The 24,107-nt window shown below is 46.3% G+C and carries 25 protein-coding genes; 5 read left to right on the top strand and 20 right to left on the bottom strand.

Annotated features, from left to right (window positions below; all coding sequences use genetic code 11):
* Nucleotides 1–225 precede the first annotated feature (225 nt).
* The 9 genes from GPK90_RS11525 to GPK90_RS11485 form a co-directional block, all read right to left on the bottom strand.
* On the bottom strand, nt 226–1,581 hold the full coding sequence (locus GPK90_RS11525) for a transposase (protein WP_215703046.1): 1,356 nt from the start codon (nt 1,579–1,581) through the stop codon (nt 226–228).
* 149 nt (nt 1,582–1,730) lie between these two features.
* Nucleotides 1,731–2,084, bottom strand: coding sequence for a type II toxin-antitoxin system RelE/ParE family toxin (locus GPK90_RS11520; protein ID WP_215703045.1), 354 nt, complete (start codon nt 2,082–2,084; stop codon nt 1,731–1,733).
* Entirely contained in the window at nt 2,081–2,344 is a 264-nt protein-coding gene (locus GPK90_RS11515) for a type II toxin-antitoxin system prevent-host-death family antitoxin (RefSeq protein ID WP_215703044.1), read from the bottom strand. The genes GPK90_RS11520 and GPK90_RS11515 overlap by 4 nt, the downstream gene beginning before the upstream one ends.
* Before the next feature lie 98 nt (nt 2,345–2,442).
* Complete coding sequence (locus tag GPK90_RS11510) at nt 2,443–3,291, bottom strand: hypothetical protein (RefSeq protein WP_215703043.1); 849 nt, start codon at nt 3,289–3,291, stop codon at nt 2,443–2,445.
* A 354-nt stretch (nt 3,292–3,645) separates the two neighbouring features.
* Nucleotides 3,646–3,792 carry a hypothetical protein gene (locus GPK90_RS11505; RefSeq protein ID WP_215703042.1) on the bottom strand — a complete coding sequence of 49 codons (147 nt, stop codon included), beginning with the start codon at nt 3,790–3,792 and terminating at the stop codon, nt 3,646–3,648.
* Between the two features lie 638 nt (nt 3,793–4,430).
* Nucleotides 4,431–6,692 (bottom strand): hypothetical protein, encoded by a 2,262-nt coding sequence (locus GPK90_RS11500; protein WP_215703041.1) that lies wholly within the window; start codon nt 6,690–6,692, stop codon nt 4,431–4,433.
* A gap of 15 nt (nt 6,693–6,707) precedes the next feature.
* Complete coding sequence (locus GPK90_RS11495; protein ID WP_215703040.1) at nt 6,708–7,100, bottom strand: hypothetical protein; 393 nt, start codon at nt 7,098–7,100, stop codon at nt 6,708–6,710.
* Nucleotides 7,097–7,270, bottom strand: a complete 174-nt coding sequence (locus tag GPK90_RS11490) for a hypothetical protein (RefSeq protein ID WP_215703039.1) — start codon at nt 7,268–7,270, stop codon at nt 7,097–7,099. The genes GPK90_RS11495 and GPK90_RS11490 overlap by 4 nt, the downstream gene beginning before the upstream one ends.
* A gap of 311 nt (nt 7,271–7,581) precedes the next feature.
* Entirely contained in the window at nt 7,582–7,878 is a 297-nt protein-coding gene (locus tag GPK90_RS11485; protein ID WP_215703038.1) for a hypothetical protein, read from the bottom strand.
* A 442-nt stretch (nt 7,879–8,320) separates the two neighbouring features.
* Here GPK90_RS11485 and GPK90_RS11480 point away from each other — a divergent pair, with 442 nt between their 5' ends.
* The 3 genes from GPK90_RS11480 to GPK90_RS19580 all read left to right on the top strand — a co-directional run bounded on the left by GPK90_RS11480 (nt 8,321) and on the right by GPK90_RS19580 (nt 10,402).
* On the top strand, nt 8,321–9,703 hold the full coding sequence (locus tag GPK90_RS11480; RefSeq protein WP_215703037.1) for an AAA family ATPase: 1,383 nt from the start codon (nt 8,321–8,323) through the stop codon (nt 9,701–9,703).
* Nucleotides 9,696–9,941, top strand: coding sequence for a hypothetical protein (locus GPK90_RS19585; protein ID WP_346011250.1), 246 nt, complete (start codon nt 9,696–9,698; stop codon nt 9,939–9,941). The genes GPK90_RS11480 and GPK90_RS19585 overlap by 8 nt, the downstream gene beginning before the upstream one ends.
* 77 nt (nt 9,942–10,018) lie before the next feature.
* The gene (locus GPK90_RS19580; protein ID WP_346011249.1) at nt 10,019–10,402 is read left to right on the top strand and encodes a hypothetical protein; all 384 of its coding nucleotides are present in this window, start codon (nt 10,019–10,021) and stop codon (nt 10,400–10,402) included.
* 206 nt (nt 10,403–10,608) lie between these two features.
* On the opposite strand, the gene GPK90_RS11470 is transcribed toward GPK90_RS19580, so the two are convergent.
* On the bottom strand, nt 10,609–11,526 hold the full coding sequence (locus GPK90_RS11470) for a ParB/RepB/Spo0J family partition protein (RefSeq protein WP_215703036.1): 918 nt from the start codon (nt 11,524–11,526) through the stop codon (nt 10,609–10,611).
* Nucleotides 11,516–12,301 (bottom strand): ParA family protein, encoded by a 786-nt coding sequence (locus GPK90_RS11465; RefSeq protein WP_215703035.1) that lies wholly within the window; start codon nt 12,299–12,301, stop codon nt 11,516–11,518. The genes GPK90_RS11470 and GPK90_RS11465 overlap by 11 nt, the downstream gene beginning before the upstream one ends.
* 293 nt (nt 12,302–12,594) lie before the next feature.
* Between GPK90_RS11465 and GPK90_RS11460 the strand changes: the two genes are divergently transcribed.
* The gene (locus GPK90_RS11460; protein ID WP_215703034.1) at nt 12,595–13,317 is read left to right on the top strand and encodes a hypothetical protein; all 723 of its coding nucleotides are present in this window, start codon (nt 12,595–12,597) and stop codon (nt 13,315–13,317) included.
* A 56-nt stretch (nt 13,318–13,373) separates the two neighbouring features.
* On the opposite strand, the gene GPK90_RS11455 is transcribed toward GPK90_RS11460, so the two are convergent.
* Together GPK90_RS11455 and GPK90_RS11450 are read right to left on the bottom strand one after the other, a co-directional pair.
* Nucleotides 13,374–13,856, bottom strand: a complete 483-nt coding sequence (locus GPK90_RS11455) for a hypothetical protein (RefSeq protein ID WP_215703033.1) — start codon at nt 13,854–13,856, stop codon at nt 13,374–13,376.
* Nucleotides 13,857–13,858: 2 nt separating this feature from the next.
* The gene (locus tag GPK90_RS11450; RefSeq protein ID WP_215703032.1) at nt 13,859–14,179 is read right to left on the bottom strand and encodes a hypothetical protein; all 321 of its coding nucleotides are present in this window, start codon (nt 14,177–14,179) and stop codon (nt 13,859–13,861) included.
* Between the two features lie 754 nt (nt 14,180–14,933).
* Here GPK90_RS11450 and GPK90_RS11445 point away from each other — a divergent pair.
* Nucleotides 14,934–15,089, top strand: coding sequence for a hypothetical protein (locus GPK90_RS11445; protein ID WP_215703031.1), 156 nt, complete (start codon nt 14,934–14,936; stop codon nt 15,087–15,089).
* Between the two features lie 760 nt (nt 15,090–15,849).
* Here the strand turns inward: GPK90_RS11445 and GPK90_RS11440 are convergent.
* The 7 genes from GPK90_RS11440 to GPK90_RS11410 form a co-directional block, all read right to left on the bottom strand.
* Nucleotides 15,850–15,987: a hypothetical protein gene (locus GPK90_RS11440; protein WP_215703030.1), complete on the bottom strand. Its 138-nt coding sequence runs from the start codon at nt 15,985–15,987 to the stop codon at nt 15,850–15,852.
* Nucleotides 15,988–16,509: 522 nt separating this feature from the next.
* Nucleotides 16,510–16,659, bottom strand: coding sequence for a hypothetical protein (locus GPK90_RS11435; protein WP_182432913.1), 150 nt, complete (start codon nt 16,657–16,659; stop codon nt 16,510–16,512).
* A gap of 138 nt (nt 16,660–16,797) precedes the next feature.
* Nucleotides 16,798–18,957: an ATP-binding protein gene (locus GPK90_RS11430; RefSeq protein ID WP_215703029.1), complete on the bottom strand. Its 2,160-nt coding sequence runs from the start codon at nt 18,955–18,957 to the stop codon at nt 16,798–16,800.
* A gap of 9 nt (nt 18,958–18,966) precedes the next feature.
* Nucleotides 18,967–19,659, bottom strand: a complete 693-nt coding sequence (locus GPK90_RS11425) for a response regulator transcription factor (protein WP_117483142.1) — start codon at nt 19,657–19,659, stop codon at nt 18,967–18,969.
* Between the two features lie 102 nt (nt 19,660–19,761).
* Nucleotides 19,762–21,063, bottom strand: a complete 1,302-nt coding sequence (locus GPK90_RS11420) for a CitMHS family transporter (protein WP_215703028.1) — start codon at nt 21,061–21,063, stop codon at nt 19,762–19,764.
* Between the two features lie 96 nt (nt 21,064–21,159).
* Nucleotides 21,160–22,344 (bottom strand): M20 family metallopeptidase, encoded by a 1,185-nt coding sequence (locus tag GPK90_RS11415; protein WP_215703027.1) that lies wholly within the window; start codon nt 22,342–22,344, stop codon nt 21,160–21,162.
* Nucleotides 22,341–24,089 (bottom strand): M28 family peptidase, encoded by a 1,749-nt coding sequence (locus GPK90_RS11410; RefSeq protein ID WP_215703026.1) that lies wholly within the window; start codon nt 24,087–24,089, stop codon nt 22,341–22,343. The genes GPK90_RS11415 and GPK90_RS11410 overlap by 4 nt, the downstream gene beginning before the upstream one ends.
* Nucleotides 24,090–24,107 lie beyond the last annotated feature (18 nt).

The raw sequence follows: 24,107 nt of genomic DNA, 5'->3' as shown, positions 1-24,107 counted from the left end.
GCGACAAAACGCATTTCGTTATCATGGAAGCAAGAAGAATCGGCATCTACTGAATTCTTTCGAGGTTACGAATTTTAGTTCGGTGAAGCCTCTCATGACTGGAAGTCACAAGCATCCTTTCATGGATTGACGCATCCATGTCGGGCAAAGCCGATTAAAAGACGCTTTCCTGTCGCGGTTTTCCTTTAGGGGAAACAGACTGCCCTTCCACCATACGGGCTCATCTCAGCCGGCTGTGACACCGTCAGCTGCAGGAGTAAGTCCCTGCAGTTCCGCAATGAGCCTAATCAACGTGGATAAGGTATTTGTGCTTCTATGGGCCAGTTCCGGGACTTTTGCCGTAACTGCCTGCCCCACCGTTGCCGGCAGGGTCTTTAAGCGCTCGCGGATAAAATACCGGGCGCCGATGTTATAGGAAGCATTCAGGTCGCAGTTATACTGCTTCCCGGATGCGAACCTGCATAAACTGTAACTTGGAAGGTCTGCTTCTTTTTCCCTGGATACCCGTCCGGAACCATCAAAGGCAAGCCTTGACGTATTCCAAGCACATACCCTGGCGACACGGATCAGATTCCGGCGGGCCTTCTCCATGACCATGGACTGGACGTACTGTGCCTTCCAGAGATGGAGACGCATCTTCCTGCTTCCCCGTTTCTTTCCGGTAAGGTCCAGACGCTCCATGACGATGCAGTCTACGTCATATCTGACTGCCATATCCATGATGAACTGTGCGGTTTTTACCGCGATGTCATCGTTAATACCTTTTGCCTGTGCCCACAGTCTCGGAGTACGTCCGGCGCAGAGTTTCTGTGCATGCTTGATATGGCTGATGGCATAGGACAGGGAGTCGTATTCTCTTGGAAGGGATAAGAATTCCCTTCCAAGGACCGTGCCCTCTGCGTCCATGACACTGCACGTACATGCGCTGTTTAACCCTAAGTCTACCGTCAGGACCCGTTCCGCCGCTTTTTCCAGTAGTTTTACGGTAGTCTGGAACACAAAGTCCAGGAACCATTCCTTCCCGCGTTTCTGTAACGTAGGGATGCATTCCTTGTGGTTCCTGCAGTGACGCAAGATATAATCCACATCGCTTTTCCTTAAATCCACCAGGATCCAGTCCCACGTATTCCGGATGAACACCTTTAAGGCGGCCTGGTACGTACCGATCCGGATGAACATGTTCTCCCGGTACATGGCCGGATAAACAGTCCCTGCCTGCGGCAGTCCCGGTTTTTCTCCACGGGAAGCCGGATCGGCGGCTTCCCATCTGGCCAGGTTGCTCCGGTAGGAGGAAACCTTGCCGATGGCTTCCGCAATGGCAGCACGCCGCAAATAGGACGGGAACTTGTAGAAATCCGCACCGAAGTCATAAGAAACCGATGGATTCTTCTTGCTGACTACCGTGAAGGATTCCACCAGGTTGACCCGTTCCTTCTGGTCCTTCCCGGAAGATACGGTATCCCATTCCTGCAGGCATACGTCCATAAAAAAGGAGACTGCCTGACGGTATAAGCGGACGGTATCCATAAAGATGTGGTTCAGCCGTTTAATCTTGACGGAATATGTCATACTTAATTTCATGCCACAGCCTCCTTTCCAAAAATCATTACACCGTCAGTATGGAACATGTTTCCAGACGGTATCTTTGCGGATCACACTTTTTGGTCATCAGAGCATAGAAAAGCTTCCTAAGACGCAAAAACACCCATTCGCCTAACTCATGACTGAAGTCACGAGAATGCGGCGGATGGATTTTCAAGTAAAATCCCGTGATGAAGGATGAAAGCCCAGTTACTTTTTTGACACAAAAAACGCACGATAATTACTAACTGCCTACTTTCATCTACAGTATAGAATGCTAGATAGTTATTGACTTTTATAAAACGGATCCCCCAACTGGATAAGACAGGATCATCTACGATCTGGTATCTCTGAGGCATTTCGGATAAAGAAGAAATTTGCTCATCTGCAGTATCCAGTAAGCGGTCTGCAGCATCTGGATTTTTTAGGGAAAATTCTATATAGTCGGCTGCTCTCAAAAGATCTCTCTCTGCTGTTGCGGTGATGTGGATTTTGTAACTCATCTACGACGTCCTTTCCGGATCTCTGATAATACGTCTGAAAATGGTCGTGTGTTTCCGAATTTAATATCATCCATTCCTTCGTTGATCTGATCGTATAATTCAAAGCGACTTGTTAGGGCTTCGTAGGCTTCAATACTCATCACGGCAAGGTCACCTTTTCCGTTTTTAGTGATAAAAACTGGTTCATTGTAAGTGTGGCAATGAGTAGAAATCTCATTGTAATTGTTCCTTAGATCGGCACTGGATCTGATTGTTGGCATAAAAACACCCCCTTTACATGATAACAAAATTATACATAAATTTCTTTATATAGTCAATATTAAGAGTGAACTGAATTTGCAGGATCGTGAAATCATGGTTAAGAAGAATGCAGCAACTTCAGAATTGGGGCTGACAATTTCATATATGTACCGTATAAAACTTTATATCCCGTTTTATATTTATTGAAATGATCAATAATCGAGAGACCCAGGTACGCAATCAACTGAACCGGCAAACTTAAAACATAACACATTATGAAAAATAGCATAATCACGAGAGCAATCTCTAATAGCACCGCCAATGCATTCGCTGTTGCATAGCTGCCTAAAAAAAGAGTTAGTATCTCTTCTGCCACTCTCCACAAATCTACCATTTTGACGTCGAAAGCTGGAGCAATAAACTCTAAAATTGAAATAGCGGCTCCTAAAGATGCGACTAAAAATCCCAACGGCAAAAATGATAGCGACAAAAACTCTTTATTGTTATTAAGAATTTTTTCAAAATACTGCTCCCTCCGTCCGCATCTTCGAATCATTCCGACGAGGTAAATAAATACATATAAAAAATTCACCGCCATCATGCCCCAAAATCCTTTGTTAACGAATACCATCCCTGATACGATGATTGTCGTATAGCACAAATCGTACGTAAGTAACGGTGTTTCATAACGTAAGTATAAATCCTTTGGTTGAATTTCACTCCATATTTGTTGGATTAGATCCTTCTTTTTAATTTTAGGGCATTTCTTCCCAATAAAATGTCCAAGACGAATAAAACTGTCTCCTAAAAAGGCATCGTAAACATATCCTACGCAATAAATACTTATTGTTAATGCTACCATTAAAAAGGTAAGGAGCATTTTGAGCAATGGTTTAAAAAACCACCATAATATTTCCATGATTTTATCACTCATTTTACTGGTCAGTTCAGCTATATTTATTTTCATTTTCATTTCTCCCTCGAAATTTTCATTTGAAAGCATGAGCATTTTATCTCACTCTATATCAGCATCATGGTCCTCGCACTCTAAACATTTGCATTTGCCCTTTCTCGATATCCTTAAGTTCAATAGTCGCATAAATAGTATGGCGACGCAGATGGTGAATACGAGATGGTTTTTTGATCTTGGTTTTGCGGATAACACTTTTTGGCAACAGAAATTTGCCGGAGATTTTTTTGAAGACTTGCATTTTTCCGATTGGGATGGTATAGTATAGATAACAGAAGAGATGCCACCGATAGACGGTTTGGCCCTCACAAATTGATTAAAAAATAACCGCTAGTTTGCGAGGCTGGGCGGTTATTTTTTTGACTTTTTTCGTGTTTTTCTTGGTTTTTCAAGGTGAATTACGATTTTGACATTTACGGAAATGGCGACGCATGCACCGATCAGCGCAAGTCCGCCGGCGATTTCTAAAACCGCCTTGATTATTTTAATCATATCCATATCTGTACCCTCCATATACAAAAAGGAGGGCTCAAAAATATGTACCCTCCTGGTTATCAGTTGCAAAGCCAGAGGGTCCAAGCCGCCTACCGTTATGGTGACATCTCATTCTGTCATTGTATCATAGATCATACGTTCTAGAAAGTGCTTTTTCCCATTTTGTGATATAATGGAGTTAGAGGATAGCGGCGTTGATCAGCTATCGCGGTGTTGAAGCAATTGACTGTGTCGGAATGCAGCCGGTTGTGGAGTGCATAATAGTCATGCGTTCCAGTGTTCTGTAGCATTTTCTATACAATTTTTGCGACAAAACGCATTTCGTTATCATGGAAGCAAGAAGAATCGGCATCTACTGAATTCTTTCGAGGTTACGAATTTTAGTTTGGTAAATTAGATGTTTGAAAGAATGCCACAGGGTGTTCCCGGGGAACCCCCCTAAACAGCACGCCTTTTTAAACTCATTCAGGCATTGCGCCATCATGGCATATGTTTTTCCGCCTTCGCGACTGTTGATCGGACCTCCTGGCAGCATGTCCTCCTGTGGTCAAAAATGGCCCAAAATGCGCAACCGTTGGACGCAGACACAGTGCCCATACTTGCAAAAATATCTTGATTGTATCGCACGCCCTCACAAAAACTTATCGTTCAGCGCCTTTGCATTCCTCCGTTTCAGGCGCGATCTCATCGCACACAAAACACCCATGTGCGTCATAAGACGCTACCCCCAGCTGAACGACCACCTCCTGCATTTCTACAATTTTCTGCAAAACCTGTGGTGGGCAGTCGTTGCCAAATAATGGACGGCCATTTTCCGTTAAACCAAATTCAGCACCATCATTTGTACGCCCAATGACTCCGCGTTCTGTTCTTTTACAGTTTTGGACCACAATTCGGCAGCAGGCTAAAATAGGATCCGTCCGACTTAACTCCTGATAATCCCGCAGCTTTTGCTGATAATGATCCACAATCGTACGTAATTCATCCACGCGTTCCGGTGCGAGCATTTCCTTTAACCTTGAGATTGCCTTCCCCCTCTGATCCGTATGTAAGATTTCTTTCGCATCCACATGGGTTAAGAAGCGTTCCGCCTGTTTTGTGAATGCTCCCAGCCGTCCCTGCGGATCAGCTACCGCCAGGATCTTCTGTTCTGCCGGTGACAGAGGCTCAGCCGAAACCATACAACGGTTTACGTCACCTTCTGTAAGCCCCGCTTCCCGGATGATGGTTTGGAATTCTTTTCCGGCAATTTCCTTTGCAAAGCGCGTCACGGTCGCTCCATGGTATCCGGGCTCCGGATCCTGTTCGCAGACTTCCATGGATACTCCGGTCCTTTTGTCCGTCAGTTCCAAGACCGTCCCCCGCTCTGTGCTTATGGCCTGCGCTTCGCATCCGTTTTTCAGTGCATCTGCGATAAACGGTTCCCAGCGTCCACGCAGGATCCGCGCAACACTCTGTTCGTGGATCCTGGTACCTACGCAGTGCAGGGCTTTATCAGTCAAAAGGCCATCCCTTGTTTCTGCATAGCGTTTCTTGAACACATCTTTTGTCTCATTGTCCCAATGGTATCCGTCCAGGGTCAGGCGCATGTCTGTGACGTTCTCCCATTCATCCACGAGTGCGACCACACCTTTATCCTCCTGGAAGAGATAAAGCGCCACGCTTCCGTTGTCGCGGATGAAAAAGCCATCCTTCCCGAGTGTTTTGCGAAGAGCCGTGACATCCAGCCCGCCAATCTCTGCCGCGTCCACGACTTCCACATCCGCATGGTCTTTTTTGCCGTCATCCCGGGCATTATCGAAATTCTCATTGAGGTGGGACACTTCCTGCAAGGGAGTCAGGCCCTGCCGTTCCAGTTCCTCCGCGATCCGGTCGATCATGGCGGAATGTTCTCCGATAAAGTCCGCTTCCATCTGATCGCAGACCCGGCTTAATTCATGCATCGGTTTCCCGTCTTCGTAGGAATGGAAGACTTCTTCCGCTCTCCGGCGTACCTCACTGCGTCCATACCCCATGCTGGCCTCATCCTTTGGCCTTCCCAGGTAGCGGACACCCTGCACGCTTTCGATCATCCCGGCTTTCATGTATGCCATCGCCCAGATCCGGTCCAGGGTATTCATACGAAACAGATGCATGGAGGATACTAGGAACCCGGACCGGCCGCACCGGTATACGTTTAAGCCTGCGTATTCGTACGCGTAGTTCTCTCCCCTGGCCTGGGCACTGCCCTGCTCCTGATGAGTGGAATTGAAATGCGCGATCCCGATCTGTGCCTTGTCAAAACAGCTGTTTTTGACGGATTCTTTCTGCATGGTACGTTCATAATGGAGGGATTCCTTTCTTGCCAGGCGGTTCCGATACCAGAGGAATACAGGCTCCGGCATCAGACACGTTGCAAGGCGCTCCGACCGCCGTTTTGTCAGCTTGTCTAAGAAGCGGAAACTCCGGATTGCCATCAGTTCGTTTTTGAGCAGTTCCGGTGTTCGGCAGACGGATTCTAAAAACGGGTTCACATCGCCCAGCCGGAACCGGGTATCGTCCTTCGCTGCCTGGCTGATATCGTCTTTTGTGATCTTTTTCTGTCCGGGGCGGAGCACTTCATCCAGATCCGCAAATGCCGCAAAGATATCCTCCTGGCGTCCGTCCGTGATATGGCGCAGCGTCTCTGCCATCTCCCAGTGCTTCTGTCTCCGTTCCGGATGCGGTGTCATGACGCGTTCATACGTTTTATCAGCCGATTTCCCCATCCGTTTCGTGAAACGGGCTTCCTGAATGGAATTCGTCGGGGCGCATGTCTGTTTGTATAGAATCTCAACTGCGGATTTTGCGATTTGTGCAGCAACATCCTTTGCGTTTCCGATGCCCTTTTGCAGTTCCTCGGCATGGTCTGCCGTCCCGTACACTGCATCCGACGCTGCCTATGCGGCACGTTTTACAATATCCGCTTTCGTCTCATCGAACTGGTCCGCCATATCGGATATCTTGGAAGCGAATGCCGTCACATGACCAAAGAGCCGGATGGCCGGCTGCGGAGACAGTCCCAGGACATGGACGCACTTCATCAGGAGATCGCCCGTATCCTTTGCCTTTTCCGCCGCGGCAAGGAAATGCCCCAGGTTCCTCGCGTTCTTCCGCTGATGCTCCGCCCGGTAGATGGCGTCTTTGTAATCCTGTTCCTTTCCCGGTACGATATGGTAGGTAACCTTATCGGTTCCATCCGGGTTTTTCTTTAAAACATCGTCCTTTGCGATGATCCCTTCTCCCTCCAGGTATTCATATGCTTCTTTCCTGCAGCTCTCCCGAAATTTCATCCGGCCCTACCGACCATCAAATCCACCTGGTAGGCATCCGCAATCTTTTTGATCGCGTCCTGCATGGAAGCGATATTTTCATACTGGATCCCGCGCAGGACCCCACAGGCCACGATATAATTCTTACAATGTTCAATCAGTTTCCGTTCTTCCGAATCTGGTGCTGCCACAGAAATTTCCTCCCTTGGTGTTTGTTTCCTTCAGTATGTGGCACGCAGCGGAATAATCGCCGGCAGAAAACGCATGGCATCCCATTAATTTTTTTACCCAATAAAAAACTGACCACAAAATGTGGTCAGAGCCTGATTGGTAAATGCATCGCTTTTTCTTTATTTTTTACAAAGGACAAGGCAAATATGGGTCTATTGAAGTGATCCAGCTTGTTGATGAAGCTTTGGGTTATAATGCCTTAACACTTTTTGGCAAAAAATGGCCCATTCCCTCGTAATGGAATGGGCCATAAAATCAGTTAATATTAGGGCTACTTAACAAATTTTTGCATAATTTCAGGCGTAATATCCTTGGCTGATAACTGATGTTCTTTAATAAACCTTGCATATCCGCGTACATCAAAAGGTTCCATAAATCCGCCGCTATAGATGTTATGCTCATTCTTTTTGATAAAATCGTTAGCGATTTTATCACTTTCAAATGCATTCGTCACTCCACACACAATCATATACCTCCCTGATTTTTTGTGTTGCATCATCAGACAGCATAAAACGATACTGATATTCGGAACTCGGCCAACATAGTATTGATATATTTCGCGATCCATTGCGTCTCCATACACAAATCCATCATATCCATGCTTGACAGATATTTCTTAGGCAGGATGGCAGATCATATTTTCCTGGTTTTGTATCGCATCAGCGTTCGCATTCTTCTTCTATTTTATATATGAATTATAACGGTATACCGTGTTTTTTTCAAGGTATCAGCGGTATTTCTTTTTATCTCCTTTTTCTTTTCTTGTTGTTTGCATTATCCGTCCCACAATCATCGCACATTGAGATTGCCCTTTTGCGCTCTCATCGCCATTCCTCCTTCCTCAATACCTCGTCTTAACAATTACACCGTCAGTATGTCCCTACGCCCTATGCTAAAATATAATCTTATATACGGAATAAAAAATACCATTTTAGCATTTATAATTTGATATTTACTATGAATCGTGGTAGAATATACATATATTAGACCGCTTATTTTTGGAGTATTTTATGAATGATCTCATTGTACGGTTGTCTTCATTAACGTTGGAAAATATTAAGAACGTTAAAAAAGGAACCGTTTGCGTTCCGATAACCGGCATAACAAAAGCCGGTGTCCTTGGCATTTATGGACAGAATGGCTCCGGTAAAACAGCTATTATTGATGCATTATATTTTTTACAGCAAATCATGATTGGAAGCGAGTTAGAGCCAGAGATCGCGGATTATATGGATTCTGACTCAGATCATGCTGAAATCACTGCTGAATTTATCATATCCAGTAGCGAAAAAGTGCTTTATGAAGTGGGTTATCATGTACAGCTGGCAAAAGCGGATTCCAGGGTATGGATAAACCGAGAATTTTTAAATTGTTCTGTGACCAAAAACGGGATTCGTTCCAATAAAAACATTTTCATGGATTATCAGAGGGAAGCTTCTGATAACATATTTAAACCGCAAAAACGGTTAGATGAATTAGTTTCACAGGACAAAAATTTATTGACGGACCTGATTGTTGCCAGAAAAATTGCCGAAAAAAGCAACTGCTCCTATATTTTTGGTGAAAGCAGCCGCGAAATATTCTGCCGATCTGATGCCACTCCTTTTGAGAACTATTCATTTGTTATCCGTTCACTCTTTCGTTTTGCGGTTAGGGATCTATTTGTTATCCGTAACACGCATTCCGGAATGATTACCGCAAATTTCATGCTTCCAATGGCGTTCCATATTGAAAAAGACCAGATGAAGGCTAAGGGTGATTTTGCGATCCCATTGATAGCTCCGGTTACTCTCGACCAGGAGCGCAAAGACCTGCTCGGCATTATCGTGGAGCAGATCAACACCGTATTATATACGATTATTCCAGGTATGAATATTGAGGTTCGCGACTACGGAAAGCAGGCACTTGATTCCGGAGAAGACGGATGGAAAGTCGAGTTAATGTCTGTCAGAGCAGGGCACCGCCCTATTCCCATCCGCATGGAAGCGGAAGGAATTATTAAGATTATCACTATTTTAAATGCTCTGATTCAGGCTTTTGGGAATCCTTCTATTTGCCTGGCCATCGACGAGTTAGACGCTGGCATCTTTGAATATATGCTTGGCGAATTATTGGATATCTTCCAGAACAGCGCAAAAGGCCAGCTGATCTTTACTTCTCACAACCTTCGTGCTCTGGAAATGCTTGACAAGGAAAGCATTATGTTCTCTACAACGAATCCAGAAAACCGCTATATTCACATGAAAAATGTTAAGGGAAGCAACAATTTACGAAGCATGTATATCCGCAGCATCACTCTGGGCGGTCAAGATGAAGTAATTTACGAAGAAACGGACAGTCTGGAAATTGCCAGAGCCTTCCGAAAGGCCGGAAGGAGCGTGCAAAATGACTGAGAAATCAGCGGTTATTGTCGTCGTTGAAGGATATAGCGATATGGCTTCCATCGGCACCATATTGAAAGAGTATTTTAGTTCGACTGAAACGCAGTTTGTTATCACCAGAGGTGATATTACCTCCAGAGATGGCGTCACCCCAGCAAACGTAATCACAAAAAGCTCAAAACCGAGATTGATACGGTCAGAACCAAGTATGGCTATCAATGGAAAGATCTCATCCGTATTATTCATATAGCGGATACAGATGGAACTTTTACGAAAGATTGCGTCGTGAAGGCGGATGTAAAATCAATACAATACTATGAGGATCACATGGAATCAGCTAATGTAGAAGTTACTCAGCAAAGAAATGCGAATAAAGCCGAGGTCATGTTTAAGCTATCTTCCACCAATAAAATTAACAGTACCGATTACCGGTTTTACTTTAATTCTTGTAACCTGGAACATGTCCTGCATAATGCTTTAAAGGACTTTTCTGATGACGAAAAAGAAGAAATGTCCGATGCTTTTGCTGAAAAATACAAAGGCCATCTTCCAGAGTTTATAAGCTTTATCTCTGACCCAGATATCGCAGTGTCCGGAACATACCGGGAGACTTGGAAGTTTATTGCAAAGGACAAACATTCTCTACAGCGACATACAAATATGCATTTAATTTTCGATTCTGAGGGCCTGAGTACTCCTGCTCATAACTAAAAATCACAAGCGTGTGTTGTTTTGAATCAAACGAAGGCAGGGCTATATTCGCCCTGCCTTGATGTCTTATATGCCTTTAAATTAGTATTGCGTGGCCTATACCCATAAAATTGTAAGTGCGTCTCTAGCCACCATCCTATTTCTGCTCTCTAAACACTCCATTTGCTCTAGGGCTATAAGCCCTTGTTATTCAGCCATGCATCACCTTATTCCGGATGGGTCTGGCGCCATTCATCCAGTGCCATCAGAATTGTATCGTGCATTTCCTTTTCGGATGTGTCCGGCTTGAAATAAGCCTTTACCTCGGTATCATCCAGGGCAACCTTAAATTTTCTGGGGCGGTTTGATACCGGATTGAAAATTTGGTTGATCACGGTGACGGTTAAATCATCCTGTTTCCCACGTTCTTTTAACCGATCCGCCTGTTCCATGGAAATGCTTTTGATATGGTTTGCGTTCATGTATTTATAAAGTTCGCGCTGGTTTCCGGTAGAAAGATAGGATACCGCCACTGCCGGAACCAGCTTTAATGTGCCTGCATCCACCAGGTCCAACAACTCCTGGATCAGATGCGTCAAACGGATATAGCGTCTTACCTGCATCTTACTGTCCCCGTAGTCCTTTGCGACCTTTTCCGCGGCATCCATGGTTTCTGCATCCACTCCAAGATCTGTTCTCTTTCCCTGACGTTTTAAAGCATTGTATTTCATCATGCAGGAAAACGCCTTTTCAGACGGCATGATCTTTGTACGCTGTAAATTGGAATCGACCATGTTGATCACTGCAGAATCCGTGTCCATGTTAACGATAAAGACCGGTACTTCCGTAAGTCCGGCGCGTTCTGCCGCATATTTTCTGCGATGCCCGGAAATGATCTCATATCCGTCGCTTCCGCAGTCTTTCCGAACCGTAAGCGGCGTCAGAATCCCGTTTTCCTTTACACTCTCCGTGAGTGCTTCCATATCCTCATTATCCAACACCTTAAACGGGTGCATCTTAAACGGGTGAAGTTTAGCAATCGGAATGGTCCTCACTGCATCTGACGGCTGAGCGCCGGAAGCTCCGGTTAAGTCGTCATAGCTGGTCGCCTTGATTCTGGCTCCGAAATCAAATTTACTGCTCATCGCTTAACACCTCCTCGACCACGTTCTGGTATGCCTTTGCCACCATGCCGTTCGGATCATACTTATAAATGCTAATACCGATGGCCGGCGTCTCTGCCGCCCTTACAGATGCCGGGACATTGTTTTTAAATACGCGAAGCTCCTGCCCGTACGCACGATGAATCTCTTCACAGATCAACTTCGCGAATTTGGTACGCTTATCCACCTTGGTGATTAAGATGCCCTCGATGGTAAGGTCACGGTTTAACATCTTTTTGACCTTGCTGATGGTCCTCATTAACTGTTCCAGACCTTTTTCCGGAAGGAATGCCGCTTCTACCGGAATGATGACGGAATCCGCAGCGGTTAAGACATTGATCGTAATGATTCCTATGGACGGCATACAGTCAATGATGATGTAGTCATAATGCTCTCTCTGCTGTTCCACGTAAGCCTCCAGGACGTGTTCCCGGTTCATGACGTTTACAAGCGTCATATCCATACCGGAAAGCTCGATGTTGCTCGGCAGAAGGTCAACGCCCTCTGTGTGCTTTAAGATTGCGTAGTCTGGAGCAATATCATCCCCGTTTACCACCTTTGTCATCACGGTTGTCAAGGAATCCGATAATTTGTCCGGATCATCAAACCCCAGAGACTTTGTTAAGTCTCCCTGCGGGTCTGCGTCAATTAACAGAACGCGTTTCCCCTCACGGGCAAAACCAAAACCAATATTTGCGGCAGATGTGGTCTTTCCGACTCCGCCTTTCTGATTTGCGATTGCAATGACCTTTGACATAGTTGTCCTCCTGTATTAAAAATGAATGGATAAGTTTCGTTTTTTCTTTTGTATTGCCGCCTGCCGGAATCGAACCGGCATAGGATGAAATGAAAAAATCCCGTACACCAGTAAGCGGCGGTTATCTTTTGTAATGTGTCTTGAATTATATGTACCCCTATATATTCATGTCGCAATCTTAATATATGTACACCTATATGTCAAGATATTTTGAAGAATATTTTAAAATCCTTGCGGGAACCCATTTTATCGTTTAAAATGGTGCCAGAACGTGAAAGGAATAGGCCGACAAAATGAATGATTGGAAGGAAACAACGAATTTTCAGGATATAGAAGAAAAGCCGGAAAAGAAAGAAACCGCCTACGACCGTTACCAAGCAAAGATGCACTCTCTCAGGATCCGGATCCCAAAAGAACGTCTGGATGAACTAAACAGGATCGTTAAAGATAATTTTCATATGTCCCTGCAGGCATTTATCCTTTCTGCCATTGACGATAAGATTGCAAACCAGGTACCGGATGTTGCGCCGTTTTATAAACCACGGCGGGCAAGAAACGCCAAACAGCCCCCACATGGAAAATCTTTGTGTGACCACATCTCCGGATACTTAAAAAGGCTCTGGCCGGACGTCCCTTTAAAGGTGGAACCGCAATACCGCTTAAAGACTGCTTTTCTTATGGACCAACGCTTTCTGGACCCGGCATCCGGTCATCATGCGTTTGCGGATGATTTAGGAAATGAGCATGTGGACCTGGTTGTTTTAAACAGTGAAAATAACGATATCATCTGCTGCATCGACGTTTACCGGCATGACATTTACGGTGCAACCAGTATGAATCAGGAACAGCATTATGAATATATGAAATGCGTGATGCGGGAAGCCAGAATCCCATTTTATGTGATCCGACTCACCCTCTTAAATGACGGAGAAGCGTTTGATTTTCAGGATGATCAGGAGTTGGCGAATTTTCTGGATGCGTCTATTGCACAATACCAGAAAGAAGGAATGGATTAAATTTTGGTATTTAAAACGCGAGCCAGGGCAAAATGCTCCAGGCTCCTTTCTACTTTCTACTTCTTTTTCCTTTTCTGCCACAGCAGGCAGATTCCCGCACCGCTTATCGCTCCAATAACAACAATCATTACTGCTATAATTTTTAAAATCACATCCATTTGTTCTAATTCTTTTTCCTGAATTGAAATGTCCACTGCTTCATCCACATCATCCAGCTGAACGGTCTCGTTATTCTCTTTCGCATAGACCGTCTCGTTTTCCTCTTGATATTCTGCAGTGCTTGTTACCGTAGCGGCAGTGCTCTCTTGAGAGGCTTCCGTTTCAGGGGTTTCTCCCGGAACATCAGGATCACGAACAACGCCGTTCGGCGTCAAGGTTCCTGTACTGATCACATACACATCAGATACATCAACGCCACCATTTTTGCTGTACGTATATGTTTTAGAATAATATTCGTCGTACAGGATCTCCTCTCCATCCTGACAGGTCACACGCAGAATCGCGATCCTTTTTCCTTCCGGTACAGCCGTGTAATCCAAAGTTACGATCGTTTCTTCGTTAATTTAGTACCTCTGGATAGTTCCAGATAATCATGCGTATCCATGTTATAAGCACTGATCTGATAGTTGTATTCGTCTTTTACCAGTTCATCGCTTTTGGCGGCAAATACAAGATCCGCATGAGCGTTATCTTTAGACAGCAGCCTGAAAGCACTCAACGCAAAGTCATATGTATAGATATAATCCGGATTGAAAATCTCATAAGAAATATAATCATTACTCTTCAGGTCATATTCTACGGACCACGGCCCGGCTTCCGCATTCTCTACGCAATAGTTTCTCCATCTTTGTTCTTCGTCCATGTGGCCTATAACATCCAGGCTGTCCAAATCATACCGTTTGCCGGATGGGGAAATCAACGTGAAGTCCACCCACTTCCGTTGGAAATTCGAATAAAACGGCCAGTTTCTCATCTCCTGGGGTAACTGCGATCACATCCTGTCTGGTTTCGGCATAAGCCGGGACAGATGCCAAGATACTTGCAGCGACCATAACGGCACCGCATACTGCCATTGTTTTTTTTGCTTACCATAAGTAGCCTCCTTTAATAATAATGATGTTTTCCTGCAATCAAAGCGATCGGGGGATACTATCAGTATGTCGACAGCTTGCTATTTTTTAGGCGTAAAAATCGCGAGGGATAAAAATTGCGGATAACACTTTTTGGTTATTTTCCGTCAGATTTCTGGGCTAGTTTTTATGGATCGGACGCTGTTGGACGTCTGGAGTGTTCTTTTCTTGGGGGGCCCCGGGAACGCCCCCTCTTGTCCTGAAAGAGGCTGTCAGGAAGGCCCTCATTGCTGAGCCTTACGATTTGTGCCTTCCTTGTCGCGTCTGGAACTACATACTGATTATGACATTGCACATCCGGTATTGAGCGAATACAAAAAAAGGAAGGGAGGCATTAAATCATGGAAGTAGCGCAGAGAAAAACACGGGAACCCACAAAAATCGAAAGGAATAGAAAAGAAGAAGTTGCATATACTTTCCCTGGGATGGTAAAATATGTGTAAACAGCAAAGAGACGCGAATGACAATAAAAAGGAGGTTGAGCATATGACTATATTGGCAAAACCGGTTCGCACAATGCCAGTAATTAAGGAAAAAGATACAAAAGCTTTCATTAAGCATTTTAATGAGAGCAAAGTATCAACCGAATTTTTGGAAACTTGTAAGAAAGCTGGAAAATTATTTGGAACTAACAAAGCATGACCAACACACGCATATCTCTAAGAAAAACAGGCAGCAGAATCACTCCGCCGCCTGTTGAGAAAAACTTAGAGCTCGTTATCTTTGCGTGCGAAACGCCGCAATTTCGTCATCACTCAGATCTTTTACGGCTTTACCGTGCTTTTTTGCGTATCTGGTAAGCGCTACCAAATCAATCGCGATTGATGGTCTACTTTCGTACGGATTGAACATCGAGAGACACTGATCTACGGTTGTACGATTTTTTGCAGTGTTACACTTTATCGTCAGTCCACTCATAAATATACACCTCCATGATTTTATGCGCTACGATTTCCTCCATGACGAAATGGAGCGGGCGGTTTGGATGTCATGCCCCAAACGCATTGACGCCTTTTCACCAGAAACAGAAAAACTGAATTTCTGGCTAATTTATTGATTTTTCATAGTTGCTTCCCTTTCTCAATTCCTCATGTCTAATTACATGATCCGTATGCGATTTCGGTATCACATGTGAAGCCACAAATATTCGTTCACATTCCTTTTTGTTTTTGTTTCTGCGCACTCCGGAATAATATATTCCAGATATCTTCGCAAATATTTCGCCCCACAGAGCTCAATCGATCATCATTTTCTGCAAATTCTAAGTAGGTATCATCATATCCAACCATGAGTTGACTCTTTCCACGCGAATCAATCTTACGTCTCCATTATACCGCTCGGCAAATGATGCGTAAAGCGGAAATGCTCTGCTCTGCAACTTTCATATCTTCTTCCGTAATAATCATACATTTCCTCCCGAACTTTTTCCCTTATCTTTCGGTGTAGATACAATCGTTATTTCAAGGTGCTCTGACATTTTTGCGTCCCAGATTTCTTTTCCTTTAAAATACAGATATATTCTTTTCAATAGTTTTCTCATAGAATCGCCTCCAAATTGTGAATGCCATACCACTTTTTGTTGACCGCAAAAACAGCTGCAACTTACCGCCTGTTATCCCACTCTGCTTTTCCGGTAAGCATTTTCCTGTTCTGTATTTTCTTTCACCGTCCGTACTAGGCGTACATACGCATCCGTTTTTTCTTTTTCTTTTTTCTCTTTCTCTTGTTTTTTTCAGTTTTTTATATGATACCATTATACTGCTGCATTCCATTCAAGACAATCATATGTTTGCTGCATTATCTCCGGAATACATGAGAAAAGCTCAATCCTGCCCGTCTCACAATTCCAAATATAAAAAGACCGCCAGAATAATATTCTGACGGCCAGTGGCTACGAAGCGATTTCTGCGCTTTTTCCTTTCTTTCATTACGACAAAACAGTTTTTTGCAGGCATTACGACAGCGTTGATTTGTGTTGGATTGTCCGTTTTCTTTTTCACTATGCACAATTTTATCAGTATATCATGCGCACTATTTTGTGCATATATCACAATATATCCCCTTATTTCGCGAAAACATCCGGGAAACACATGGCGAACCGGACGTCCACAGCGGACGGATCCTTCTTCACCATATTCACCTCACCGCCGATGTAGCGGGCGGGCTGCTGGATACTCAAGAGTATCTCTTCTGGCAATGCTAATTTTCTCATAATTACCTGTTTTTCCTGTCTTATTTAAAGTTTGCTGTTTCTATCTATCCTGCTGCGGACACACGAACCCGCAGAAACGTAGTCAATCCGCATCATTATACGTTATTTTCCTGTTTTCCGCAAGGGATTATTCTCGGTTCACCCTTCAAACATCTCCGCAAATTCCTCCGCGAACTCATCTTTCAGCATAAACCGGTCGATCATGCCGTTGTTCAGGTACCATTCGAAATCGGCTCCTCCCTGTTCCGCGATCAGGATCAGGCGAATTTCCGGATTGATGCGGCGAACCACCTCACACAGTTCGATTCCGTTCATGGTCGGTAATGTGTACTCCGCGATCAGAAGATCATAGGCTGACGGATCTTTCTGGACCCGGTCGATAAGGGCCGCCGGGTGTGCGTACAGATCTACCGTCTTCCGGCTGTGAGATGCGGCCGCTTTCCAGGTCTTTGCTGACTCTTCGCTGGAGACAATCGCGATCTTTTGGACATGCTTCAACCGTTTCCGGCCATCATCTTCTACCTCAGTGCTGTTCTGCGGGATCTCCAGGATAAATGTGGTTCCCTCTCCCGACTTACTCTCCACACGGATCGTTCCACCCACGGATGTTACCATATTTTGAACCACCGAAAGACCAAGTCCGGTACCCTGTCTGGATCCTTTTGTCGTGTAAAACGGTTCAAAAATCTTCTGCATGGCATCGTCCCCGATTCCGCAGCCGGTATCGGACACCTGCAGACAGATCATATCGTTCCCTTTTGCCTCCAGCCGTATCAGCAGTTCCTTTCTCTCCGTCTTTTCCATGGCCTGAAAGGCATTTTTACTCAGATTCAGCAGGATATGTTCTGCCATCCGTCTGCGTCCTAAAACATACAGTGGCTCCTCCGTGATCTCTGTTTTCAACGTGAGCGCCGCCGGAGCAAGCTGCCGCACGATGGACACCGCATTCCCGACTTCTTCCGTAAAGTTCAGCAGTTCCAGCCGCACACCGGTATCCTGTCTGGAAAAGGCGAGCAGTTCTTTCGACAGATTCGATGCCTGATCCACCGACTTCGTGATCTCATGGATCATCTCCTGATTCTCGGAAGAAATGGACTCATCATTCTCAAGAAGCTCCGCATAGATCAGCACCGGTGTCAGATAATTGTTGAATTCATGCGCAATGTGGCTCGCCATCATTCCCAGAGACTGGATCCGCTGGTAATGCCGGATCTCGTTGTTTTTCTGGACCAGCATCTCCATTCCGTGATTGATCTCTTTTAAGTACGTGATCTCCTTTTGCTGGGATTCCGCCAGAAAACGGTTTCTCAGAAAGAACACTGTGACCACCACAAGAATCAGGACATAAGGTATCATAACCCCGATCATCATCGTCATCATGCTTTCCAGTGGCCCCGAAAGTTCCTGGAGCGGAAGTGTGGAATTAATGATCCATCGTTCTCCCTGGATCGAGATCGCCTGAAATGCAACGACGCGGCGGACTCTTTTTAATCCAGGATCATCCCAGACATATGTATCGATCACACCGGTTCCGGAATCTTCTTTTTCCTGTCTGGAGATCCAGGTTTCCAGACTGCTCAGATCCAAATCCGGATATTTCTGGATGCGCCCCTCAACTGCCTCCAGACCGATCTGATTCTTCGCATGGTGCATGATGATATTCATGTTCTGATCCTTTACCGTGGAATATCCGGCCTCACCGATCTTTACCGGCGCGACGATCTTCTCGTACAGTGCTTTCAGATCCATGGCAAATGTAAGGGTACAGATTCCGGACATGGAAGAAACTTTCTTCTCAATATAAAGCTCATACCAGCCCGTCCGGTCCGAAATTTCCTTTCCGGTGATCCTGGCCTTCTGATCTTTGTTCCCGGGCGCCACGCTCATCGTCTTCTCAGCTGAAGATTCCTGAACTGCTTCCTTTCCCGATTCATACTTAAACCTTGTCCCGTCTGGCTCCGTCACTGTGATCCAGTTATAGACATCTGCATTCTTCTTTAAAAAATATGATGTCCACAGCTTGATCCCATTGGACTCTGCCCATTCTTCCGGGATCCCGCGCTGTGAATAAAACAGATCGATCTCATCCAGCTGCTGTTCCAGATAGGAATCGAGATTGTTTCCTACGATCCCGGCCATAGTCAAAAGCTGGCTCTCCTCTGTCCGGATCACCTGCTCCCGGTACCGGCTGTAAAATCTGAAGCCTGCAAGCACCACCACAAGGGATAAAGCGATCAACACCCCAACTGCCATCAGCTTCAGTTTCCATCGATTTAAGAATTCTTCTGTCTTCTTCATTTTTTATCCCTACACATTCAGCATATATCCGATTCCACGCACCGTCTTCAGATACCGGGGCTGCTTCGGGTCATCCTCGATCTTGTTCCGGATTCGTTTCACATAGACGGTGATGGTATTGTCATCCACCACTGCCTCATTCCACACCTGAGTATAAAGCTGTTCCTTCGTAAACACCTGTCCCGGATGCTCCATCAGGAACCGGAACAAGGTCATCTCTCTGGCAGTAAAATTTAACGGCTCACCGTTTTTCAGGCACTCCATCTTTAAGGTATCTACCGTAAACGGGCCCTTGCGGATCCCGGCGTCTCCGGATGCTCCCTGACTATAGATCTGACTTCTGCGGATCAGTGCCTTTGCTGTCTGGATCAGGATCGCAGTATGAAACGGCTTTGTCAGATAACTGTCCGCGCCAAAGCCCAGCCCCAGCACCTGATCCATCTCATCGGATTTTCCCGACAGCATCATGACCGGCGTGTGGTCTCCCGCGGCGCGCATTGCCTGCAGCACATCATAACCACCCACATGTTCCATCATTACGTCCAGGATCACCAGATGGAACTGTTGTTTCTTTAAAAGTTCCAGAGCCTCGCTTCCATCGGCTGCCTCCGTCACCTGCATTCCTTCACGGGTCAGGGCGGTCCGCACAGCCAGCCGGATCGCCCGCTCATCGTCCACCAGTAGGATTTTTTCTGTATTCATAAACTTTCTCCTGCATCATTTTTCTTTCATTATAGCAAAAAATCCTGTTCTGCGGTACAAGATCCGTACTGCAGAACAGGGTTTTCATTCGTTATGTATCATTTAGATGGCAACAATGCCAAGAATCACACCGAATACCAGCATTATAAGGCTGATAATGTAGTACGGCGGAATGCTGAATTTCATATGATCTTTCAGCTCTGTTCCGGTCAGACCGATCGCAAGGTAAGTTGCCGGTACTAACGGGCTTACCATTAACGCGAGGTTCTTACCGATCAGCATGGTCAGAGCAGTATTCAGGGAAGCCACGCCATAGGTCTCGCCTACCTGCATAACTAACGGCATGATGCCATAGAAGTATGCGTCTGTTCCAACGCAGAGACCAAGCGGAAGCGCAAGAATACCAAAGATGATGTGAACGTACTTTCCGAGAGCTGCCGGAATGATCGCCATGATCGCATTTGCCATTGCTTCCAGCATACCGGTTCCGTCGAAGACACCTACCATAGCACCTGCGGCAAACAGTGTTGCGGAAATGATCAGGGCCGCCGGAGCGTGCTTCTTGATCAGCTTGTCCTGAGTCTTCTGGTTCGGGTAGTTGACAGCCAGAAGGATGCAGAGACCAAGCATGAAGATTACATAGGATTTACCGATACCTGTGGATAACAGGGCAATCACACCTACTGTAAGTAAGAAGTTGAAGATCAGGTAAGCGTTGGATTTTCTTAAATCAGCCGCCTCTTTCTTCTCTTTCTCATCAGACTCCACCTCTACGCCCTTTCCAGCGCCGGCACCATGCTTGATCGCAAACATGCCGAGAAGTACAGCAAGAACGATGTTCATCATCAGGCCGACAACCTGAAGCGGGATCAGCATGTGCCATAACTCGGTGGCATCCATAGCGAGTACCGTAGCCGCTCTCGCTGTCGGACCGCCCCACGGAAGCAGGTTCATAACACCCATGCAGGCACCTGTCAGGCAGAGAAGGATACGGGAGTCAATGTTCATCTTCTTATATACCGGGTACATCGCCGGGATCGTAATGAGAACGGTGACAGCCGTAGTACCGTCCAGATGAGCGATCGTTGCGATCAGCGCTGTAACTACAGTGACCGCGATCACATTGTTTCCGGCTTTTTTTACCAGCCATCCTACGATAACATCAAAGAGTCCGGTGTCTGCCAGAACACCAAAATAAATTACTGAAAAGATAAATAAGATACCATTGCTTGTGGTGGTTTTGATTCCATCCGCAATGAAGTCCATGACCTCTACCGGGGAGAAGCCAAGGATCAGGGCTGCAATGACCGGAATCACCGCAAGTACCACGATCGGAGACATTTTGCCCTTTAAGAGCAGTGCTACGATCGCGATGATCATCAGAAAACCAATAGCTGCTGTCATAATCATCTTCCTTTCTGGATATTTGTTAAATTCCTTACAGATTCATATTTTACAGACAGCAGTTTAATTGTTCATGACTGGAAAATGACAATTTTGTCATATTTTTGCGGTTTCTTCCTGTTTCCGCTTCCGAAACTCCTCTTTGATCTGTTCCAAAAGCTCTGGTCTTTCAATCATGTCGATGCATGTTCCCGCAAGGATCTCCGAACCGGACCGGATCGCTTCATGGGCCCGCTCCGTCTTTCCCGCATCGAGATATTCCTGCGAATGCGCCGCGGTACCCTCTGGCACAAACGCTGTGCGGATGCAGCATCCGGGCACATCATACATAACATTTCCAAAGTCCGTGGATCCCGTCTTTTCACGCGGTCCGGCGAGCTGTGGTGCCTCAAATTTTCTTGCATTTTCCATGATCAGGTCATTCAGGGTCAGGCACGGGATCTTTGCCTGAAACGGGTAGCTTCTCTCTATTTCACAGGTCGTTCCCGTCATCAGGCATGCCCCCTTTATAATGTCCTGAAATCTCGGAACGATGACCTTCTCCAAGTAATCCGTACTATAAGAGCGAAGTGTATACTCTGCCTTTGCCGTCCCGGGAACGATGTTCGATGGACCGCCGGCGTCAAGGATCGTGTAATGCATTCTGGAATCCTCAAGGACATGTTCCCTCATAAACTCAATCCCCTGAAAGGAAAGAAGCGCGGCATCAAAGGCGCTCTTCCCTTTGTGCGGGCTCATGGCGGCATGGGCCTCTACCCCATGGAAGGTAACATAAAAGCACTCAAGTGCCATACAGCGGACATCGACGCAGGTATTGGGAGCTGCATGCATCATGAGTGCAAGATCGATATCCTGAAAGCACCCTTTCTCCTTCATAATGATCTTTCCGCCGACCGTCTCCTCCGCCGGTGTCCCGTAGATCACGATCTTATAGGGCTGATCCTTACAGAGATCCCGAAGTGCCAGAGCAGCTCCGATCACAGACGGTCCCTGCATGTGATGACCGCAGGCATGACCGATCCCTTTCAGTGCGTCGTACTCTGCCAGGAATCCAAAGGAAGGTCCTCCGTTTCCCTGTTCATAGACAGCACGGAAGGCGGTCGGAAGACCTGCGATCCCACGCTCGATCTGAAATTCCTTTTTCTCCAGATAATCTGTAAGGATCGTACTGGAGCGGACTTCCTCAAGCCCCGGCTCAGCCAGATCATAAATCCTGTCTGCCATTTTGGTAAGCTCTGCCATGTAAGGCGCAACGGCCTGCTTTATTGTTTCTTTCTTCATATCTCCATTCTCCTGTCACAATTTCGTGAAGATCCAAAGCGATCCGATCCATTCCTGAATTCCAGATCGATCTCTTTCAGCAGTTTTCTAAGCTCCGTCACCATCCGGTTTCTCTGTCTCACGAATGTTGTCTGATAGAACAGGCTCCAATCCGCGGGACTGTTTTCAGGGAGCGCCTTCGCGGAAGCTTTAAGAAGCTGTAGCGGACCATATGCAAAAGAAGTATCCTGTTCATACGCGGAGCCTGTGGAGTGCATAAGACGGCTGAAAACTCCTCCGACGAGACGGCAAAGGCGATTATGTTCTTCGATCTTCTCCGTTCCCCATATATGTTCAAGCGTTTCACAACGATCCAGAACCTCTTTTAGAAGTGTTTCGATCTCATCCGCCGCCTGTTCATGCTCCTCTGAATTTTTTAACGTCTCAAAGTATGGGAGCCAGATTTTTGCATAGCCGCGATAATCGGCAGGAAGCTTCTCCTTCGAGAGGAGTTCATACAGCAGAACGCCCACGACTCTCCCATCCCGCAAAAGCCCGTCAAGATCGATCTTATCAAAGGTATCGTCGATCGTATGCCACCAGTACACGCCGGGACCCGGAGCATCCGATTGCTTTCGTTCTTTTTTCGCCTCATAACGGGGATTGATGTGATAGGGGATCTCTGCGCCCCAGAGCGACTGGTCCGCTCCCCGCCCGATACGCCCAAACATCATTTCCGCCGCCGGATCTACCTTCCGCACCTGCTCTTTCAGCCATTCCTCGCCCTCAAGCCCCGCTGTCCGGATCGCAAGCGTGTGGTCTGCTCCTTTTGATCCCAGGAGATCAAGGTTCAGGTGAGCGATGCAGTGCTCCTCAAGCTCATCCCAGTGGTGATCACAATACCAGGTGGACCCCATATAGCGCCCATTGGAATGTCCCGGCCACCAGGCGATCCGCAGGGAATAGAACATCTCATCCTGATGTTCTTTCATATAACGAGCAAGCTCCAGAGCCAGCGCATTTGCCGTACAGTTGTCAAAAGCGCCACGATACCAGGTATCATAGTGACCGGAGAGCAGGACAAAATCCCTGCTCTTTCCCGGGATCTCGGCGATCGGCAGCGCGACGTTTTTTACGCATGTGTCCACCTCGCTGGAAAGCTGCGCAAAAAGCTGTTTTCCTTCTGCCTCATATGTTTTCAGCTTCCGGATCAATTTCTCCCCGCAGGGCTTTGAGACGGCGACCACCGGCATCCGTAACTGGAACAGAGATGAGTCCATATCCGGAGTTCCCCAGACAGGACTTACCGTGTCCTCATGGACCGCGTCCTCGTCGGAGGTCCAGATCTGGATCCACCCGGCCGCTCCATGCTGCTCCAGCAATTTTGCGTAACGCTCATCAAATCCGTACCCGAGGACAAGCTTTCCGGCAACCGTTTCCATAAACTGTTTCTGTTCTGAAAGGGAGACTTCCGTTTTTGTTCCGGGATCGTAAATCAGTGGGATCTCGATCCTCCCTTTTGTGCTCTCCGAGAAAGACCTTGGACGGCATGGGAACTCCTCACCATCTGCGATAAGGACACTGCTCACCGGATTGCTCAGATAAGCCGGAAAATCCTCCTCATGGCAGGAGATCCCGGATTTCTCCAATACCTCAAGAATATACTCGACCGCGCGATACGCCTCGGGTTCACCGGAAAGCTTGTCGAACGAACAAAGGTACTCCAGATGTTCTCTTAAACGCTCCTTCACTTCAAAATCCTGCATCTTCTCTTTTCCTCCGTC

This window comes from Clostridium sp. MCC344, from assembly GCF_018785365.1.
GTDB lineage: Bacteria > Bacillota > Clostridia > Lachnospirales > Lachnospiraceae > Pilosibacter.
This window is presented reverse-complemented; position numbering and strand designations above follow the sequence as displayed.

Excerpts from the sequence above, each read along its gene's own strand:
- GPK90_RS11450 (WP_215703032.1), bottom strand. The coding sequence starts at position 14,179 with ATGGACGAAGAACAAAGATGGAGAAACTATTGCGTAGAGAATGCGGAA.
- GPK90_RS11465 (WP_215703035.1), bottom strand. The coding sequence starts at position 12,301 with ATGTCAAAGGTCATTGCAATCGCAAATCAGAAAGGCGGAGTCGGAAAG.
- GPK90_RS19585 (WP_346011250.1), top strand. The coding sequence starts at position 9,696 with ATGACTGAGAAATCAGCGGTTATTGTCGTCGTTGAAGGATATAGCGAT.
- GPK90_RS11525 (WP_215703046.1), bottom strand. The coding sequence starts at position 1,581 with ATGAAATTAAGTATGACATATTCCGTCAAGATTAAACGGCTGAACCAC.
- GPK90_RS11440 (WP_215703030.1), bottom strand. The coding sequence starts at position 15,987 with ATGAGAAAACTATTGAAAAGAATATATCTGTATTTTAAAGGAAAAGAA.
- GPK90_RS11410 (WP_215703026.1), bottom strand. The coding sequence starts at position 24,089 with ATGCAGGATTTTGAAGTGAAGGAGCGTTTAAGAGAACATCTGGAGTAC.
- GPK90_RS11510 (WP_215703043.1), bottom strand. The coding sequence starts at position 3,291 with ATGAAAATAAATATAGCTGAACTGACCAGTAAAATGAGTGATAAAATC.
- GPK90_RS11435 (WP_182432913.1), bottom strand. The coding sequence starts at position 16,659 with ATGAGAAAATTAGCATTGCCAGAAGAGATACTCTTGAGTATCCAGCAG.
- GPK90_RS11495 (WP_215703040.1), bottom strand. The coding sequence starts at position 7,100 with ATGAAATTTCGGGAGAGCTGCAGGAAAGAAGCATATGAATACCTGGAG.
- GPK90_RS11485 (WP_215703038.1), bottom strand. The coding sequence starts at position 7,878 with ATGGATCGCGAAATATATCAATACTATGTTGGCCGAGTTCCGAATATC.
- GPK90_RS11420 (WP_215703028.1), bottom strand. The coding sequence starts at position 21,063 with ATGACAGCAGCTATTGGTTTTCTGATGATCATCGCGATCGTAGCACTG.
- GPK90_RS11445 (WP_215703031.1), top strand. The coding sequence starts at position 14,934 with ATGACTATATTGGCAAAACCGGTTCGCACAATGCCAGTAATTAAGGAA.
- GPK90_RS11425 (WP_117483142.1), bottom strand. The coding sequence starts at position 19,659 with ATGAATACAGAAAAAATCCTACTGGTGGACGATGAGCGGGCGATCCGG.
- GPK90_RS11515 (WP_215703044.1), bottom strand. The coding sequence starts at position 2,344 with ATGCCAACAATCAGATCCAGTGCCGATCTAAGGAACAATTACAATGAG.
- GPK90_RS11460 (WP_215703034.1), top strand. The coding sequence starts at position 12,595 with ATGAATGATTGGAAGGAAACAACGAATTTTCAGGATATAGAAGAAAAG.
- GPK90_RS11430 (WP_215703029.1), bottom strand. The coding sequence starts at position 18,957 with ATGAAGAAGACAGAAGAATTCTTAAATCGATGGAAACTGAAGCTGATG.
- GPK90_RS11480 (WP_215703037.1), top strand. The coding sequence starts at position 8,321 with ATGAATGATCTCATTGTACGGTTGTCTTCATTAACGTTGGAAAATATT.
- GPK90_RS11520 (WP_215703045.1), bottom strand. The coding sequence starts at position 2,084 with ATGAGTTACAAAATCCACATCACCGCAACAGCAGAGAGAGATCTTTTG.
- GPK90_RS11470 (WP_215703036.1), bottom strand. The coding sequence starts at position 11,526 with ATGAGCAGTAAATTTGATTTCGGAGCCAGAATCAAGGCGACCAGCTAT.
- GPK90_RS19580 (WP_346011249.1), top strand. The coding sequence starts at position 10,019 with ATGGAATCAGCTAATGTAGAAGTTACTCAGCAAAGAAATGCGAATAAA.
- GPK90_RS11505 (WP_215703042.1), bottom strand. The coding sequence starts at position 3,792 with ATGGATATGATTAAAATAATCAAGGCGGTTTTAGAAATCGCCGGCGGA.
- GPK90_RS11415 (WP_215703027.1), bottom strand. The coding sequence starts at position 22,344 with ATGAAGAAAGAAACAATAAAGCAGGCCGTTGCGCCTTACATGGCAGAG.